The following is a 16,826-nucleotide window of genomic DNA, read 5'->3' on the forward strand; positions in this document are numbered from 1 at the left end:
CCCAACGGCCACCTCCACTACCTCGGCCGCACCGACGACCAAATCAAACTCCGCGGCTTCCGCATCGAACTCGGCGAGATCGAGGCCGTGCTCGGCTCGGCCGCCGATGTCGAGCAGGTCGCCGTGCTGGTCCGCGAGGACGTCCCCGGGGTCCTCCGCCTGGTGGCGTACGTCGTCCCGACGGCCGGTGCGGCCGTCGATCAGGACGCCCTGCGCGCGCTGGCCGCCGACCGGCTCCCCGAGTACATGGTTCCGGCCGTCCTCGTTCCGCTGGAGCGGCTCCCGCTGTCCCCCAACGGGAAGCTCGACCGCCGGGCCCTGCCCGCGCCGGCCGCCCCGGCCCGTCCCGCCGCGGTTTCGGTGGAGCGCTCCGGTCCGGCGGGGAGCCCCGAGGAGGTCCTCGCCGCCCTGATGGCGGAGGTGCTCGGACTGCCGTCGATCGGCGTCGAGGAGAACTTCTTCGAGCTCGGCGGTGACAGCATCGTCTCCATCCGGCTGGTGGGCCTGGCCCGCAAGGCGGGTCTGACGGTGTCCGCCCGGCAGATCTTCCAGCACCCGACGCCCGCCGCTCTCGCCGCCGTCGCGACGTGGCGCGCCGACGCGGCGCCGGCCCCGGCGCGGGCCTCGGACGGGGGCCCGGGACCGTTGCCGCTGCCGCCGGTCGCGCAGTGGCTCGCCGCGCGCGGCGGTCCGTTCGCCTCGTTCGGGCAGGCCCGGCTGGTGCTGCTGCCCGCCGGGGTGGAGCACGCGCACCTGGCGACCGCGTTGCAGTGCGTACTGGACCACCACGACGGGCTGCGGCAGCTCCTGACCGTGCCCCGTCCGGGGGTGTGGAGTGCGGAGGTCCGGCCCGTGGGCGAGGTGGCGGCGTCGGCCGTCATGGAACGCGTCGACGCGTCAGCCGCCGGGGACGCCGAGCTGCGCGAGCTGGTCGCCGAGGAGTCGGCTCGGCTGTCGGGTCTCCTCGACCCGGTGGCCGGGACGCTGGTGCGGGCCGTGCACCTCGACCGGGGTCCCGGCGCCGCCGGACGGCTGCTGATCGCCGCGCACCACCTGGCGGTGGACGAGGTGTCCTGGCAGATCCTGCTGCCCGACCTCCGGTCGGCGTACGAGCAGGCCGTCGCGGGCGGGGCACCGGTACTGGAGCCCGTCGGGACTTCGCTGCGGACGTGGACCACCCACCTGCTGGCCGAGGCGCAGCACCCCCGCCGCACCGCCGAGATCGACCGCTGGCTGGCGGCCGCGCCGGGCGGGCCGCTGCTCGCCGGGCGTCCGCTGGATCCGGCCCGGGACACGGCGGCGACCGCCCGCGCGCTGACGGTGCGCCTGTCGGCGGAGCGGACGGCGCCGCTGCTGCAGGCCGTGCCGTCGGCCTTCCACGGGACGGTCGGAGACACCCTGCTGACGGCGTTGTCGCTGTCCGTCGGCGAGTGGGCGGCCCGGCACGGGCGGTCCGGGGGGCGGGGGTTCACCGTCGACCTGGAGGGGCACGGCCGGGAGCAGGAGTTGCTGCCGGGCGCCGACCTCACCCGTACCGTCGGCTGGCTGACCAGCATCCACCCGGTGCGGCTGGCGGCCTCCTCGTACGATCCGGCGGCCGTGCTGGACGGACGGGAGGACGCCGGGGCCGCCCTGAAGGAGGTCAAGGAACTCCTGCGCGAGGTGCCCGACGGGGGCATCGGCGCCGGCCTGCTGCGGTACGGCAACCCGGCGACCGCCGCGCTGTTCGCCGGTACGGGCAACGCCGAGGTCCTGTGGAACTACCTCGGCCGGCAGACCGGCGCGGACCCTTCCGCGTGGGGCCCGGCCGCGGAGGCGGAGGCCCTGTCGGGCCGGCCGCACCCGGAGCTGCCGCTGTCGCACGCGCTGGAGATCAACGTCGAGATCGTCGACGGGACGGACGGCCCGGAACTGGCCGCCGTGTTCGTCAGGGCCGGTGAGGCCCTGCCCGAGGAGACCGTCGCACTGATCGCCGACCGCTGGCTGGCCGCCCTCGACACCCTCGCCGCCTGGGCATCCGGCGGCACCACCGGGGGGCACACCCCCTCGGACCTCGACCTGGTCGAACTCGACCAGGACCAGATCGACATGCTCGAAGAAATGTGGAGGGCCCAGCAGTGACGCAGGCTCGGATCGAGGACATGCTTCCGCTGTCCCCCTTGCAGCAGGGCATGCTGTTCCATTCCGTGTACGACCGCAGCGCCCCGGACGTGTACACCGTGCAGGTGTCGGTGTCGCTGGGCGGACCGGTCGACGCGGACCGGTTGGAGCGGGCGGCGACGGCGTTGCTGCGCCGGCACCCGAACCTGCGTGCCGGGTTCTGGTACGAGGGCGTCCCGCAGCCGGTGCAGTTCGTCCCGGCCGAGGTGACCTTCGCCCTGGACCGGGTCGACCTCTCGGACGACCCGTCGCCGTCGGCGGTGCGTCGGATCGAGCGGGCCGAGTTGGCGCGCCGGTTCGAACTGCACAAGCCGCCGCTACTGCGCCTGACACTGGCCCGGCTGGGGCAGGACGACCACCGGCTGGTGATCACCGTCCACCACATCCTGGTCGACGGCTGGTCGATGCCGCTGCTGGTGGCCGATCTGCTCGCGCTGTACGACCGCGGCGGCGACCCGGCCGGGCCGGCTCCCGTACGTCCGTACCGCGACTACCTGAAGTGGCTCAAGCAGCAGGACACCGGCGCCGCCGAGGCCGCCTGGCGCTCGGCGCTGACGGGGGTGGACGGGGCGACTCTGGTGGCGCCGGCCGACCCGGCGCGGACGGCCGTGCGGCCGGGCGTGCACCGGCTGGAGCTGAGCGAGGCGGCGACGGCGCGGCTGACGGCGACGGCACGGAGGCTGGGCACCACGCCGAGCACCGTGATCCAGGCGGCGTGGGGGCTGTTGCTCGGTTCGCTCACGGGGCGTCAGGACGTGGTGTTCGGACTGACGGTCGCCGGCCGGCCGGAGGAGATACCGGGCGTCGAGTCGATGGTGGGGCTGTTCATCACCACCGTCCCGGTACGTCTCGCGGCGCGGCCCGGGGAGAGCGTCGCTCAGGTGCTGCGCCGGTTCCGGGACGAGCAGAACGGGCTGCTGGCCCACCACCACCTGGGACTGCGGCTGATCCAGAAGCAGGCCGGTGGTGGCGAGCTGTTCGACACGCTGGTCGTCATCGAGAACTACCCGGTGGATCCGGCGGCCCGGCCCGCGCTCTCCGACGGCGTGCGGGTGACGGGCGTCGAGGCCCGCGACGGCACCCACTACCCGCTGACGCTGGCGGTGTCCCTGGACGAGCGGGCCGAACTGGCCCTGGAGTACCGGCCCGACCTGCTCACCGGCCGCGCCGTGACCGTCGTCGCCGAACGGTTCGCCGACCTGTTGGAGCAGCTCGCGGCCGATCCGGAACTGCCGATCGGCTCCCTGGAACTGCTGACGCCCGCCGAACGGGCCGAGCTGGTGGCGGGTTGGCACGGCGCCGTGCGCGACGTGCCCGCGGGAACGGTCGCCGACCGGTTCGCGGAGCAGGCCGCGGCCACGCCGGACGCCTGTGCGGTCGTCGCCGGGGAGCGGCGGCTGACGTTCGCCGAGCTCGACGAGCGGGCCGGCCGGCTGGCCGCGCTGCTCGCCGCGCGGGGAGCGGGGCCCGACACGGTGGTGGCACTGGCCGTGCCCCGGTCGGTGGACTCGGCCGTGGCCGTCCTCGCGGTGCTGCGGGCGGGGGCGGCGTACCTGCCGCTGGACCTGGACTACCCGGCGGACCGGCTCGCGCTGATGCTCGGCGACGCGCGTCCGCTGTGCGTGGTGACGACCGGGGACGCGACGGGGCTGCTGCCCGACGGCTCCGGGCCGGCCCGGATCGTGCTCGACGCGCCGGACACCGAACGGGAACTGGCCTCGTACGCACCGGACTTCCCCGTTGTCGCGGTGGACGCGGCGCACCCGGCGTACGTGATCTACACCTCGGGTTCGACGGGTGTGCCCAAGGGTGTGGTGCTGACCCACGGCGGTCTGTCGAACCTGTACGCGAACCACCTGGCCGACATCCTGGGGCCGGTCGTCGCGGCGGCGGGCGGGCGGCGGCTGCGCGCCCTGCACACCGCCTCGTTCAGCTTCGACACGTCCTGGGAGCAGCTGTTCTGGCTGATCGCGGGGCACGAGCTGCACATCCTTGACGAAGTGGGCCGTAGGGACGCCGAGTTCACCGTCGGGTACGTCCGCGAGCAGCGGATCGACGCCATGGACGTGACGCCGACCCACGCGCAGGCACTGCTGGAGTGGGGGCTGCTCGCCGCGGCACACCACCGGCCGGGTCTGCTGCTGCTGGGCGGCGAGGCGGTACCGGAGTCGGTGTGGAGCGAGGTGCGGTCGGCGCCCGGGGTGATGTCCGTCAACCTGTACGGGCCCACCGAGTACACGGTGGACGCCCTCGCCGCCGACCTGTCGGTGTCGGACACGGCGGTGGTGGGGCGGCCCATCGGCAATACCGCGGCGTACGTCCTCGACGGGGCGCTGCGGCCGGTCCCGGCGGGCACCCCCGGTGAGCTGTACCTGGCCGGTCACGGCATCGCCCGCGGCTACCTGGGCAGACCGGCGTTGACCTCTGAGCGGTTCACGGCCGATCCGTACGGGCCTGCCGGCAGCCGGATGTACCGGACGGGCGACCTGGTGCGGTTGCGGCCCGACGGGGAGCTGGAGTTCCTCGGCCGGGCCGACGACCAGGTCAAGATCCGCGGGTTCCGCATCGAGCTGGGTGAGGTGGAGGCCGAGCTGAGCGCCCTGGACGGGGTGGCGGGTGCGGCGGCCGTGGTCCGGGAGGACACGCCGGGGGTGAAGCGCCTGGTGGGTTACGTCACCGGTGACGTCGACCCGGTGGAGGCGCGGGAGCGGCTGGCGGCTCGCCTGCCGGACTACCTGGTGCCGGCGGCGGTGGTGGTCCTGGAGGCCCTGCCGGTGAACGTCAGCGGCAAACTGGACCGGGCGGCGCTGCCCGCCCCGGCGCTCGGCGGCGCGGCCCTGTCGCGGGCGCCGCGCACGCCCGCCGAGGAGCGGTTGTGCGCGGTGTTCGCGGAGGTCCTGGGGCTGGAAACGGCCGGGGTGGACGACGACTTCTTCGCGTTGGGCGGTGACAGCATCGTCTCGATCCGGCTGGTGGCGCGGGCCCGCAAGGAGGGCCTGGTCCTGACCCCCCGGGACGTGTTCGAGCACCGTACGCCGGCCCGGCTGGCGGGTTCGGCGGGGACCGCCGGGCAGCCGGCGGTGGTGCTGCCGGCCGCGGACGGTCCGCTGGTGGAGCTGACCACGCAGCAGCGTGCCGTGCTCGACGGGGTGTTCCCGTCGGGCGAGGAGGTGCTGCCGCTCGCCCCGCTCCAGGAGGGCCTGTACTTCCACGCGGTGTACGACGACCACGCGCTGGACGTGTACCTGATGCAGAACTTCGTCGAGCTGCGGCACGCGGTCGACGAGGGGGCGTTGCGGACCGCGTTCGAGACGATGCTGGGACGCCATCCGCACCTGCGGTCCGGCTTCTGGCACGAGGGCCTGTCGGGTCCCGTCCAGGTGGTGCCCGGGGAGTGGGAGCTGCCCTGGGAGGTCGTGGACCACGGCGGGCTGGACCGGGACGGGCAGGACGCGGCGCTGCGCGAGTTCTCCCTGGCCGACGCGGCCACCCGGTTCGACCTGGCGGCGCCGCCGCTGATGCGGGTGACGCTGCTGCGGTTCGCGCCGGACCGGTGGATGCTGTGCGTGACGCAGCACCACATCCTGACGGACGGCTGGTCGGAGTCGCTGTTCTTCGAGGAGTTGTTCGCGCTGTACGGCGCGCGGGGCGCGGCGGTGGCCGAGGCCGCGCCGGTGACCCCGTACCGGGAGTACCTGCGGTGGCTGGCGGCCGTGGACACGGACGCCTCGGTGGGGGCGTGGCGGGCGCACCTGTCGGGTCTGGAGCAGGGCACCCTCGTGGCGCCCGCCGACCCGGCGCGGACGCCGGTGACGGCGGAGGTCGTGGACCTGTCCCTGGACGAGGCGACCAGCGACCGGTTGCGGGCCTTCGCCCGGGGCGCCGGGGTCACCCTCAACACGGTGCTGAGCACGGCCTGGGCGATGGCGCTCTCCGGGATGACGGGCCGCGACGACGTGGTGTTCGGCGCCACCGTCTCGGGCCGCCCGGCGGACCTGCCGGGAGTGGACCGCATGATCGGCATGTTCATGAACACGCTGCCGTTCCGGGTGGCGCTGCGGCCGGGCGAGCGGCTGCGGGACCTGCTGGTGCGGGTGCAGGGCGAGCACGCCGCGCTGTTGCCGCACCACTACGTGGGGCTGGGTCCGGTGCAGCGGGACACGGGCATCGGGCAGCTCTTCGACACCCTGTACGTGTTCCGGAACACGCCGCTGGACGACGCGGCCCGCGAGGCGGCCGTCGAGGAGCACCAGATCGGCTGGACGCACAGTGTGGACGGCACCCACTATCCGCTGACCCTGGCGGTCACTCCGGGCCGGTCGCTGGAACTGACCCTGGCCTACCGCCCCGACCTGTACGACGAGGGGACCGCGCGCGGCCTCGCCGGGCGGCTCGGCCTGCTCGTGGGCCAGTTGGCCGACGGCGGGGCGCTGCCGGTGGGCCGGCTCGCCACGCTGACGCCGCAGGAGCGGGCCGCCGAACTGGCCCGGGGTGACGAGTCGGGCCGTCCGGTGCCGGACACCACCGTGATCGACCTGTTCGCGGAGCAGGCGGCGCGCACCCCGCAGGAGACGGCGCTGGTCTTCGAGGACGAGCGGCTGACGTACGCGGAGCTCGACGGGCGGGCCAACCGGCTGGCGCGCGCCCTGGTGGCGCGGGGGGCCGGGCCGGAGCGGGTGGTGGCCCTGGGGCTGCCCCGCTCGGCGGACTTCGTCGTCGCGCTGTTCGCCGTACTGAAGACGGGGGCGGCGTACCTGCCGCTGGACCTCGACCACCCGGTGGACCGGCTGGCGACGATGGTCGCCGACGCGGGTCCGCTGTGCCTGCTGACGACGGCTCCGGTGGCGGACCGGGTCCCGGTCGTGGCAGGGGTGCCCGCCCTGGCGCTGGACGACCCCGCGGTCGTGGCCGAGCTGGCCGCGCTGTCCCCCGCCGGACTGTCCGAGGCGGAGCTGACGGGCCGCAGGGACGGCAGGCATCCGGCGTACGTCATCTACACCTCCGGTTCCACGGGTCGCCCCAAGGGTGTCGTGGTGCCCTACGCGGGTCTGACGAACATGTTGCTCAACCACCGGGAGCGGATCTTCTCGCCGGCCGCCGGGCTCGCGGGGACGCGTCGGATGAGGGTGGCGCACACCGTGTCGTTCGCCTTCGACATGTCGTGGGAGGAGTTCTTCTGGCTGGTCGACGGGCACGAGGTGCACGTGATCGGCGAGGAGCTCCGGCTGGACCCGGCGGCGCTGACGGCGCACTACGACCGGGTGGGCATCGACGTGGTGAACGTGACCCCGTCGTACGGGCAGCAGCTGATCGAGGCCGGTCTGCTGGACGCGGACCGGCACCGGCCGGCGCTGTTCCTGCTGGGCGGTGAGGCGGTGCCCGATTCGCTGTGGGCCCTGCTCCGGCGCACCGAGGGCACCATGGGCTACAACCTGTACGGTCCCACCGAGTACACGATCAACGCGCTCGGCGCGGACGTCGCCGACAGCGACTCCTCGTGCGTGGGCAGCCCGATCCACAACACCCGCGCCTACGTGCTGGACGGTGCGCTGCGCCCGGTCCCGGCCGGGGTGTCCGGCGAGCTGTACCTGGCGGGTGCCGGGCTGGCCCGCGGGTACTTCGGACGGCCGGCGCTGACGGCCGAGCGGTTCGTCGCCGACCCGTTCGGCGAGCCGGGCACGCTCATGTACCGGACCGGCGACCTGGTGCGCCGACGGCCCGACGACCGGCTCGACTACCTGGGCCGGGCCGACGACCAGGTGAAGATCCGGGGCTTCCGGATCGAGCTCGGCGAGATCGAGTCGGCGGTGTCGGACCTGCCGGGCGTGTCCGCCGCGGCCGTCGCCGTCCACACGGGGGCGGCCGGGGTGAAGCGCCTGGTCGCCTATACGGTGCCCACCGCGTCGGGATCGACGGACCCGGCCCGGCTGCGGGCCGAACTGTCGGCTTGTCTGCCGGAGTTCATGGTCCCGTCGGCCTTCGTCGAGCTGGCGGCGCTGCCGCTGACCGTGAACGGCAAGGTCGACCGGGCCGCGCTGCCCGCACCGGACTTCGGGGACGGCGGCGGCCGTCCGCCCAAGGACGCCCGGGAGGAGCTGATCGCCGCCGCGTTCGCGGAGGTGCTGGGCCTGGAGCGGGTCGGCGCGGAGGACAACTTCTTCGAGCTGGGCGGGCATTCGCTGCTGGCGATGCGGCTCGTCGGCCGGATCCGCGCGGAGCTCGGCATCCCGATCCAGGTGGCCACGGTCATGTCCGCCCCGACGGTGGCGGACATCGCCTCCCGCATCGGTGACGACGCCCGCCGGGACGCGCTGCGGGTCCTGATGCCGCTGCGCGAACGCGGCACCGCCGCACCGCTGTTCTGCTTCCACCCGGCCTCCGGGTTCAGCTGGCAGTACACCGGTCTGCTGCGTCACCTGGACGCGGACCGGCCGGTGTACGGCCTGCAGTCGCCCGGTCTGTCGGGCTCGCTGCCGGACGTCACGGACGTGGCCGGGCTGGCCGAGCTGTACCTGGCGGAGATCAGGACGGTGCAGCCGCAGGGCCCGTACCACTTCCTGGGGTACTCCTTCGGCGGGACGGTGGCGCAGACGCTCGCCGCGCTGCTCCAGGAACGCGGGGAGGAGGTCGCCTTCCTCGGGCTGCTCGACGCGTACCCGCCGGAGACCGACGACTGGGCGTACGTCGACGAGCCCGGCTGGCAGCAGCGGCTGGAGCGGGAGGAGAGCGGCTTCCTGCTGTCGGTGGCCGGCGTGTCACCGGAAGCGGCAGGGGGAGCCGACGGCTCCGCACCGGACCGGTCCGAGGCCATCCGGGCGATCCGCGACAGCCAGGGCCTGCTGGCCGGCTTCGACGAGGCGCTGCTCGACTCGATCGTCGCCACCAACATGCACTGCGTACGGCTGCTGTCGCGCAGCCGTACGCGGCGCTACCGCGGTGACGTCCTGTTCGTCACGGCGGGCCGCAGCACTCCGGCCGCCGAGGCGCCGGGCCGGGTGTGGCCGCCCTACCTGGACGGGCGCATCGACGAGCACGTCCTGGACTGCGAGCACGACGAGCTGATGTCGCCCACGGCCCTGGACCGGATCGGTCCGCTCGTGGCGCGGGCGCTGAACGGCGCCCGGCCCGCGTAACGCCCCCTCGCCCGCGGGGTCCGGCCGGCCTGCTCGGACGGCCGGCCCCCGCGGGCGGGGACGGGACTTCCCGTCCCCGCCCCCTCAACCTTCCGCTTCATCTCGTCACAGGAGGATGGATCCATGTCCGCTGCCACACCGACCGGCCGGTCCCGGCTCGACGGGCGGATCGCGCTGGTCACCGGCGCCGCGCGGGGCATCGGCGAGGCCGTCGCCCGCACCCTGGCCGGCCTCGGCGCCGAGGTCGCCGCGACGGACCTGCTCACCGACGGCATCGAGGAACTCGCGGACGACACCGCCCGGCAGGCGCGGACCCCCGGCGGGGAGGGTACGGGCCGCGTGCACGCGTACCCGCTGGACGTCACCGACCGCACGGCGGTCGACCTGACCGTCGCCCGGGTCGAGCGGGAACTCGGACCGGTGGACATCCTGGTCAACGTCGCCGGGATACTGCGCACCGCGCCCGCCGCCGAACTGACCGACGAGGACTGGGCCCGCACCTTCGCGGTGAACGCCACCGGCGTCTTCCACACCACCCGGGCCCTCGTCGCCTCCATGGCCGGGCGCGGCGGCGGCAGCATCGTCACCGTCGCCTCCAACGCCGCCGGCATCCCGCGCTCCCACATGGCCGCGTACGCCGCTTCCAAGGCGGCCTCCGTGATGTTCACGAAGTGCGTGGGGCTGGAGTACGCCGGCAGCGGCGTGCGGTGCAACTCGGTCTGCCCCGGCTCCACCGACACCCCGATGCAACGCGCCCTGTGGACCGACGCGGACGCCCCCCGGCGGGTCATCGAGGGGGACCTCGCCAGCTACCGCACCGGCATCCCGCTCGGGCGGATCGCCGACCCCCAGGACATCGCCGACTCGGTCGCCTTCCTCTGCTCCGACCTGGCCCGGCACATCACCATGCAGGACCTCTACGTCGACGGCGGCGCCACCCTGCGCTGACCGCCGGCCGCGCCGACCGTCCGCGTCCCGCCGACACGACGCACCGCCCCCCGACGTCCCGACACGCCCCCTTCCCGTCACCGCCGGCCGGCCCGCGCACACCGCGCACCGGCCGACCCCCGGGCCCCTCACCACCCTTCCCCGAACAGGAGTCACCGTGCCGACGGTCCACCCAACCGCCAGCCCCACCGCAGCCGGCGTTCCCGCCCACCCCTCGGTGGGCGCCGCCACCAACCTTCTCGACGCCTACCGGCCCGGACAGCGCTTCCTCGCCACCCCGACCCGCACTCTCCTCGCCGAGGGCGTGCACGCCGAGGTGCCCGACGACGGGCGGCCCCTGCCGGAGCGGGTCCGCTCCGCCGTGGCCCGGGCCGCGGGCAGCGGCCACGTCCGCCCCCTGGTGATGGGCAGCATCCCCTTCGCACCGGACGCGCCCGCCGCCCTGGTCGTACCGCGGTCCGTGTCCGAGGGACCGCCGCTCGCCGCCGACCCGCTCATCGCCCTGCCGCCCGAGCCCGCGTCCGGCGCCCGGTGGACGGTCACCCCCGTACCGGAGCCCGAGGTGTACGGCCGGGGCGTCGAGGACGCCGTGCGGCGGATGCGCGCCGGCGAGTTCGACAAGGTGGTCCTCGCCCGCTCCCTGGAGCTGGCCTCCGACGCGCCGCTCGACCTGCCCGCGATGCTCCAACGGCTGGCCCGCCGCGACCCCGGCGCCTACAACTTCGCCCTGCCGACCGGCGCCGGCCGCACCCTCGTCGGGGCCAGCCCCGAGCTCCTCGTGTCCCGTCGCGGGGAACGCCTCGTCGCCAATCCGTTGGCCGGATCCACGCCGCGCAGCGCCGACCTGGCGGAGGACGTCAGCCGGGCAGCGGCCCTGCTGCGGTCCGCGAAGGACCTGCACGAGCACGCCGTCGTGGTCGACGCCATGCGCCGGGCGCTGGCCCCGTACACGAGCGACCTGGTGGTGCCCGAGCGGCCCACCCTGATCCGCACCGCGACCATGTGGCACCTCTCCACCACCATCACCGCCACCGTGGCACGCCCGGACCTGACCGCGTTGGAGCTGGCCGCCGCCCTCCACCCCACCCCGGCCGTCTGCGGTACCCCGACCGACGTCGCGCGCCGGGTCATCGGTGAGACCGAGCAGTTCGACCGCGGGTTCTTCACCGGCATGGTCGGCTGGCAGGACGCCGCCGGTGACGGGGAGTGGGTCGTCACCATCCGTTGCGCGGAGGCGGAGGAGGCCGGTGGTCCGGGCGGCGGCGGGCGGCTGCGGCTGTACGCCGGGGCGGGGATCGTCGCCGATTCGCGGCCCGAGGAGGAGACCGCGGAGACCGCGGCGAAGTTCCGTACGTTCCTTCAGGCCGTGGGGGTCGCGCTGTGAGCACCGAAGCAGCCGGGGCGACCGAAGCCGCCGAAGCATCCGAGGCACCGGGGTGGCCCGCCGGGTTCGCCGAGCGGTACCGGGCGGCGGGCTGGTGGCGCGGCGAGACCTTCGGCGGCATGCTCGCCGAACGCGCCGCCGCGCACCCCGAACGGATCGCGGTCGTCGATCCGCAGGGCGGCCCCGACGGTGGCCGGCGGGCCTGGACGTACGGCGAACTGGACGCGCGGGCCCACCGGATGGCCGCCGGGTTCGCGGCGCGCGGCATCGGCGCCGGGGACAAGGTCGTGGTCCAGCTCCCCAACACCGCCGAGTTCTTCGAGGTCGTCTTCGCGCTGTTCCGCCTCGGGGCGTTGCCCGTCTTCGCCCTGCCCGCCCACCGCCGGTCCGAGATCGGCTACTTCTGTTCCTTCACCGGGGCCGTCGCCTACGTGATCCCCTCCGTGCACGCCGGCTTCGACCACCGCGAGCTGGCCGCCGAGGTGCGCGAGGACGCGCCGCGGCTGCGTCACGTGTTCGTCGCCGACGGGGAGCCGGGGGCGTTCACCGCGCTGGCCGATGTGCCCGAGGAGCCGGGTCCGGACTTCCCGGCGCACCGGCCGGGCCCGCAGGACCTCGCGTTCCTCCAGTTGTCGGGGGGCAGCACGGGGGTTCCCAAGCTGATCCCGCGCACGCACGACGACTACATCTACTCCCTGCGCGGCTCCAACGAGCTCTGCGGGGTCGACGCGGACTCCGTCTACCTCGTGGCCCTGCCCGCAGCCCACAACTTCCCGCTCTCCTCGCCGGGTTCGCTGGGCGCGCTGTACGCGGGCGGTCGCGTGGTGCTCGCCCCGCAGCCCGTGCCCGACGTGGCGTTCCCCCTCATCGAGGCGGAGGGGGTCACCATCACCGGCCTCGTACCGCCGCTGGCCCTGGTGTGGACGGACGCGGCCGGACGCACCGCTCACGACCTGAGCACCCTGGAGGTGCTCCTCGTCGGCGGCGCCAAGTTCAGCGAGGAGGCGGCGCGCCGGGTGCGGCCGGCCCTCGGCTGCACCCTCCAGCAGGTGTTCGGCATGGCGGAGGGCCTGGTGAACTACACCCGGCTCGACGATCCCGAGGAGGTGATCGTCACCACCCAGGGCCGGCCCATCTCCCCGGACGACGAGATCCTGATCGTCGACGACGAGGACCGTCCCGTCCCGGAGGGCGACGTCGGCCACCTGCTGACGCGCGGCCCGTACACGATCCGCGGCTACTGGAACGCCCCCGAACACAACGCCCGTTCGTTCACCGCCGACGGTTTCTACCGTACGGGCGACCTCGTGCGAGCCACCCCGACCGGCCACCTGGTCGTCGAGGGCCGGGCCAAGGACCAGATCAACCGGGGCGGGGAGAAGATCGCCGCGGAGGAGGTGGAGAACCACCTCCTCGCCCACCCGGCCGTGCACGACGCCAACGTGGTCGCCGAACCCGACCCCTACCTGGGCGAGCGGACCTGTGCGTACGTGATCCCGCGCGCCGGCGCCGAACCCGTCACTGGCACCGCGCTGCGCCGCTTCGTACGGGAACGCGGGCTGGCGGCGTACAAGGTGCCCGACCGGGTCGTGTTCGTCAGCGCCTTCCCCACGACGGGCGTCGGCAAGATCTCCAAGAAGGACCTCCGCACCGGCACACCCGCCGGATCCTGACCCGCCCGCGCCCCAGCACACCCGAACACCCGCACCCCGCACCCCGCACCCCGATCGGAACTCCCATGGCCCTGCCCGCCGTCACCCCCTACCCGATGCCCACCGCCGCCGAGCTGCCCGCGAACCGGGTGGACTGGAAGCCCGACCCGCGGCGTTCGGTCCTGCTGGTCCACGACCTGCAGAACTACTTCATGTCCGCCTACGACACCACCCAGGAGCCCGTCACCGGACTGCTCCGGCAGGTGTCCCGGTTGCGCGAGGAGGCCGCCCGGGCCGGCGTCCCGGTGTTCTACACCGCCCAGCCGGGTGGCCAGAGCCCGCAGGAGCGGGGCCTCCAGCAGGACTTCTGGGGCCCCGGCCTGCCCGCCGACCCCGAGGCGGAGGCCATCGTCCCGGCCGTCGCCCCCGGTCCCGGGGACACGGTGCTGACGAAGTGGAAGTACAGCGCGTTCGTCCGTACCGACCTGCTGGAGCGCATGCGCGCCCTCGGCCGGGACCAGCTGGTGATCACCGGGGTGTACGCGCACATCGGCGTCATGATGACGGCCTGCGACGCCTGGATGCAGGACGTCCAGGCGTTCGTGGTGGCCGACGCGGTCGCGGACTTCTCGGCCGCGGAGCACCGGATGGCCCTGGAGTGGGCCGCGGGCCGCTGCGCGTACGTGACCACGGCCGACGGGGTCTCCGCGGCCTGGTGACGACCGGCCGGGCGGCCGGTGGCACACGAAGACCTCCGGCGCGGTGGGTTCCCGGGCAGCTCCCACCGCGCCGGGGGTCTTCGCCGTGTCCCCGCGGCGCGGGTCCGCGACGCACGCGGTGGGGCACTCGGTGGGGCGCCGACCTCACACTCCGGGGCGGTACTTCGTCGAACCATCCGGGAGCGGAACAGCCGCACCCCAGGACCACCACACCCGGAGACCCCCGACATGCGCATCAGACTCGTCCACGCGCTCGCCCTGCTGGCCACCGGCCTCCTCGCCGGCGCGTTCGGCTACGGTGCGGCCAACCTCGTGCCCACGTTCCGTGCGGTGCCGCTCGACATGCGGCTGTCGTTCCACGCCGAGTTGATGAGGATGAACGGCATCACCATGCAGGCTGCGATGGCCGTGTCGGCACTGGGCTCCCTCGGGCTCGCCGTCCTGACCCGCGGCCGGGCCCGACTGGTCGCGGGTGCGGCAGGCCTGTTGACCGTCGCGTCCTTCCTGATCACCCGGCTCGGCAACGTACCGATCAACGGCCGGATCAAGCAATGGGCGCTCACCTCGGCCCCGGCCGATCACGCGGAGGTCCTGGGGCGCTGGGAACTGTTCAACACCATGCGCACGGTGACGGCCGTCATGGCCTTCGGGTTGCTGATCCTCCTGGCCGCCAGGCCCAGCAGGTGCGCGTAGGTGGGCCGGGGTACGCCGACCGTCCGTGCCGCTTTGACGTTCAGTCGGGTGAGGGCGGACGAGGTCGTCCCGTGATGTGCGTGTGAGACCACGGGGGCTGAGCACAGGCCGGCTTGATCCGACCGGTTCACGCCGGGGGACGGCGTCCGGTGTCCCCTTCGTGGCGTGGACCGTCCCCCGTGGCGCGCGCGGTCCTCCGGCCGGCGCGTGCGGCCCTCGCCCGCGGGACGTTCACGGTCCTAGCGTGGTGGTCGTTCGGATCAGGGCGCCGCCTGCGGAAGAGGACGGCGCCACGGGGGTCCGGTGAGGTGGATGGCGACGGTCTTGCCGTACGGGGGTCGGCCGGACCGCGCCATTGCCCACACCCTTCAGGAGGATTGGCGGGTGTAGGAGCCCGGTGTCTCGCCGAAGTAGCGGCGGAAGGCGGCTATGTAGCCGTTGACGCTGGTGAAGCCCACCCGGGTGGCGACGGTTCCCACCAGGAGCCCCTGGTCCAGCAGTTCCAGCGAATGGTTCAGTCGCAGCCGGGTCCGCCACTCGGAGAAGGCGAGGCCGGTCTCGTCCCGGAAGGAGCGGCGCAGGCTGGTCGAGCTCGTGTAGCAGTCCCGCGCCCATTCGGTGGCGGTGCGCGGGTCGTCGGGTCGGCGGGCCAGTTCCCGGGCGACGGCGACGGCGGCTCGGCCGACGGGCTGGGGCAGGGGCAGGGAGTCCGGATGTCCCCCGCTCAGTGCCGCGAAGACGGCCGGATCGTTCGGGACGGGCTCGGAGCTGCGCATCCGGGCCAGCAGCAGCGTCCGTTGGGTGCCCGTGACGTTGATGACGGCGGGCCCGGAGTAGGGCAGGTGGTGCGCCTCCGGGTCGAATGCCTCGACGACGATGAGGGAGTCCGGTTCGAAGCGGGCGCTGTGCCACACCCCGGCGGGGATCCAGAGGGCGACCGACGGGTCGAGCTGGTGCTCCTGCCGGTCGATGGTCACCTCGATGCGGCCCATGGGCACGTAGAGGAACTGGTGGAAGTCGTGGACGTGCAGGGGATGGCCGCCCCCCGCGATGAAGTCGTCGTCCACCACGGTCGCGGGCGTCCGACCCGCGACGGGATCGCCGAGCAGAGCGGTTGTGGCCACGGGCCCACCTCCACAGCACTGGAGCGCCCGGCCGGTCCGGGACTCACCGGGGACCACGGCCCCGTCCCTTGGTCGCGGACGGGCCAGGCTCTCCACACCGAGCCACCCCCGAAGTAAGGCTACCCTAAGTTCTCGGTTCGGCGTGTGGTCGCGCGTCGGGTGAGCGGTGCGCCGCCACCACACCCCGAGGGAACTCCGGGTCCACTCGGACCACTTCGCACTCCTTCGTGCGGGGCGCGCGTCCGGACGTCCCGCTTGGCGGCGGAGTGCGGTGAGCTGCCGGCTTCCACAGGCGCGCGGCCGGTGATCGTCACGAGGTCGACCGGCGTCCCAACCCCGCCGAACGGGGAGGGCCGCGGAACGTCCACCCCTCACCGGGCAACCAGGCCCATAGCAAAGCCGGTCGCCCCATGGACTCCGCGGTGCGGGCTCATCCGTTCAGGAGCAGCAACGGCGCCGGTGCGCCGTCCACCCATCCGTCGCCGATCACGGCCAGGGCGTCGCCCACGGCCGCCCCGCGGAGGAAGGCGGCCCGGTGACCGCCGACGACCCGGGCCCCGGCCCCCTCCCAGGCGACGGGTACCAGCCGCGCCACACCGGGAGCGGGCCGTACGTCCCCGCTCACCGCGACCCGCGGCAGCGGAGGCAGGCCGCGGCCCGACAGGCCGGCGATCAGCGGCGCGAGGAGGGTGTGGGCCGCGACGAGAGCCGCGTACGGGTTTCCCGGCAGGCCCACGACCCAGCGTCCGTCGGCGAGGCCGGCCAACAACTGCGGGTGTCCCGGCCGGCAGGCCACGGTGTCGACGACCATCCGCGCACCGACGTCCCGCAGGAACTCGCGCAGTTGGTCGGTGACACCGACCGAGGTGGACCCGGTGACCACGACGACCTCCGGACCCGTCGCCGGGGGGGGGGGGGGGGGGGGGGGGGGGGGGGGGGGGGGGGGGGGGGGGGGGGGGGGGGGGGGGGGGGGCCGGCCCCCCCCCCCCCCCCCCCCCCCCCCCCCCCCCCCC

General features: G+C 74.4%; 9 protein-coding genes. 7 read left to right on the top strand and 2 right to left on the bottom strand.

Annotation, left to right across the window (positions count from 1 at the left end; all coding sequences use genetic code 11):
- The 7 genes from NOD94_RS34155 to NOD94_RS34185 form a co-directional block, all read left to right on the top strand.
- Nucleotides 1-2,121 (top strand): condensation domain-containing protein (locus NOD94_RS34155; protein WP_281210082.1); only part of this gene is annotated, 2,121 nt, incomplete at its 5' end.
- On the top strand, nucleotides 2,118-9,293 hold the full coding sequence (locus tag NOD94_RS34160; RefSeq protein ID WP_281210083.1) for a non-ribosomal peptide synthetase: 7,176 nt from the start codon (nucleotides 2,118-2,120) through the stop codon (nucleotides 9,291-9,293). The genes NOD94_RS34155 and NOD94_RS34160, both read left to right, overlap by 4 nt.
- Before the next feature lie 123 nt (nucleotides 9,294-9,416).
- Nucleotides 9,417-10,241: a 2,3-dihydro-2,3-dihydroxybenzoate dehydrogenase gene (locus tag NOD94_RS34165; protein WP_281210084.1), complete on the top strand. Its 825-nt coding sequence runs from the start codon at nucleotides 9,417-9,419 to the stop codon at nucleotides 10,239-10,241.
- Between the two features lie 157 nt (nucleotides 10,242-10,398).
- Nucleotides 10,399-11,625: an isochorismate synthase gene (locus tag NOD94_RS34170; protein WP_281210085.1), complete on the top strand. Its 1,227-nt coding sequence runs from the start codon at nucleotides 10,399-10,401 to the stop codon at nucleotides 11,623-11,625.
- A complete protein-coding gene (locus NOD94_RS34175; RefSeq protein WP_281210086.1) occupies nucleotides 11,622-13,298 on the top strand; it encodes a (2,3-dihydroxybenzoyl)adenylate synthase in 1,677 nt (558 codons plus the stop codon). The genes NOD94_RS34170 and NOD94_RS34175 overlap by 4 nt, the downstream gene beginning before the upstream one ends.
- 65 nt (nucleotides 13,299-13,363) lie before the next feature.
- Nucleotides 13,364-13,996 (top strand): isochorismatase family protein, encoded by a 633-nt coding sequence (locus NOD94_RS34180; protein ID WP_281210088.1) that lies wholly within the window; start codon nucleotides 13,364-13,366, stop codon nucleotides 13,994-13,996.
- Nucleotides 13,997-14,224: 228 nt separating this feature from the next.
- Nucleotides 14,225-14,689: a DUF1772 domain-containing protein gene (locus NOD94_RS34185; RefSeq protein WP_281210089.1), complete on the top strand. Its 465-nt coding sequence runs from the start codon at nucleotides 14,225-14,227 to the stop codon at nucleotides 14,687-14,689.
- Between the two features lie 368 nt (nucleotides 14,690-15,057).
- Here NOD94_RS34185 and NOD94_RS34190 read toward each other — a convergent pair whose 3' ends face one another.
- Together NOD94_RS34190 and NOD94_RS34195 are read right to left on the bottom strand one after the other, a co-directional pair.
- Complete coding sequence (locus NOD94_RS34190; RefSeq protein ID WP_281210090.1) at nucleotides 15,058-15,813, bottom strand: helix-turn-helix domain-containing protein; 756 nt, start codon at nucleotides 15,811-15,813, stop codon at nucleotides 15,058-15,060.
- Between the two features lie 430 nt (nucleotides 15,814-16,243).
- Nucleotides 16,244-16,696, bottom strand: a complete 453-nt coding sequence (locus NOD94_RS34195) for a molybdopterin-binding protein (protein ID WP_281210091.1) — start codon at nucleotides 16,694-16,696, stop codon at nucleotides 16,244-16,246.
- Nucleotides 16,697-16,826 lie beyond the last annotated feature (130 nt).

This window comes from Streptomyces sp. Isolate_45, assembly GCF_024721315.2.
Taxonomy (GTDB): Bacteria; Actinomycetota; Actinomycetes; order Streptomycetales; family Streptomycetaceae; genus Streptomyces.

Bases quoted from the DNA above. Each gene is read 5' to 3' on its own strand.
- NOD94_RS34180 (WP_281210088.1), top strand. From the start codon at position 13,364: ATGGCCCTGCCCGCCGTCACCCCCTACCCGATGCCCACCGCCGCCGAG.
- NOD94_RS34185 (WP_281210089.1), top strand. From the start codon at position 14,225: ATGCGCATCAGACTCGTCCACGCGCTCGCCCTGCTGGCCACCGGCCTC.
- NOD94_RS34165 (WP_281210084.1), top strand. From the start codon at position 9,417: ATGTCCGCTGCCACACCGACCGGCCGGTCCCGGCTCGACGGGCGGATC.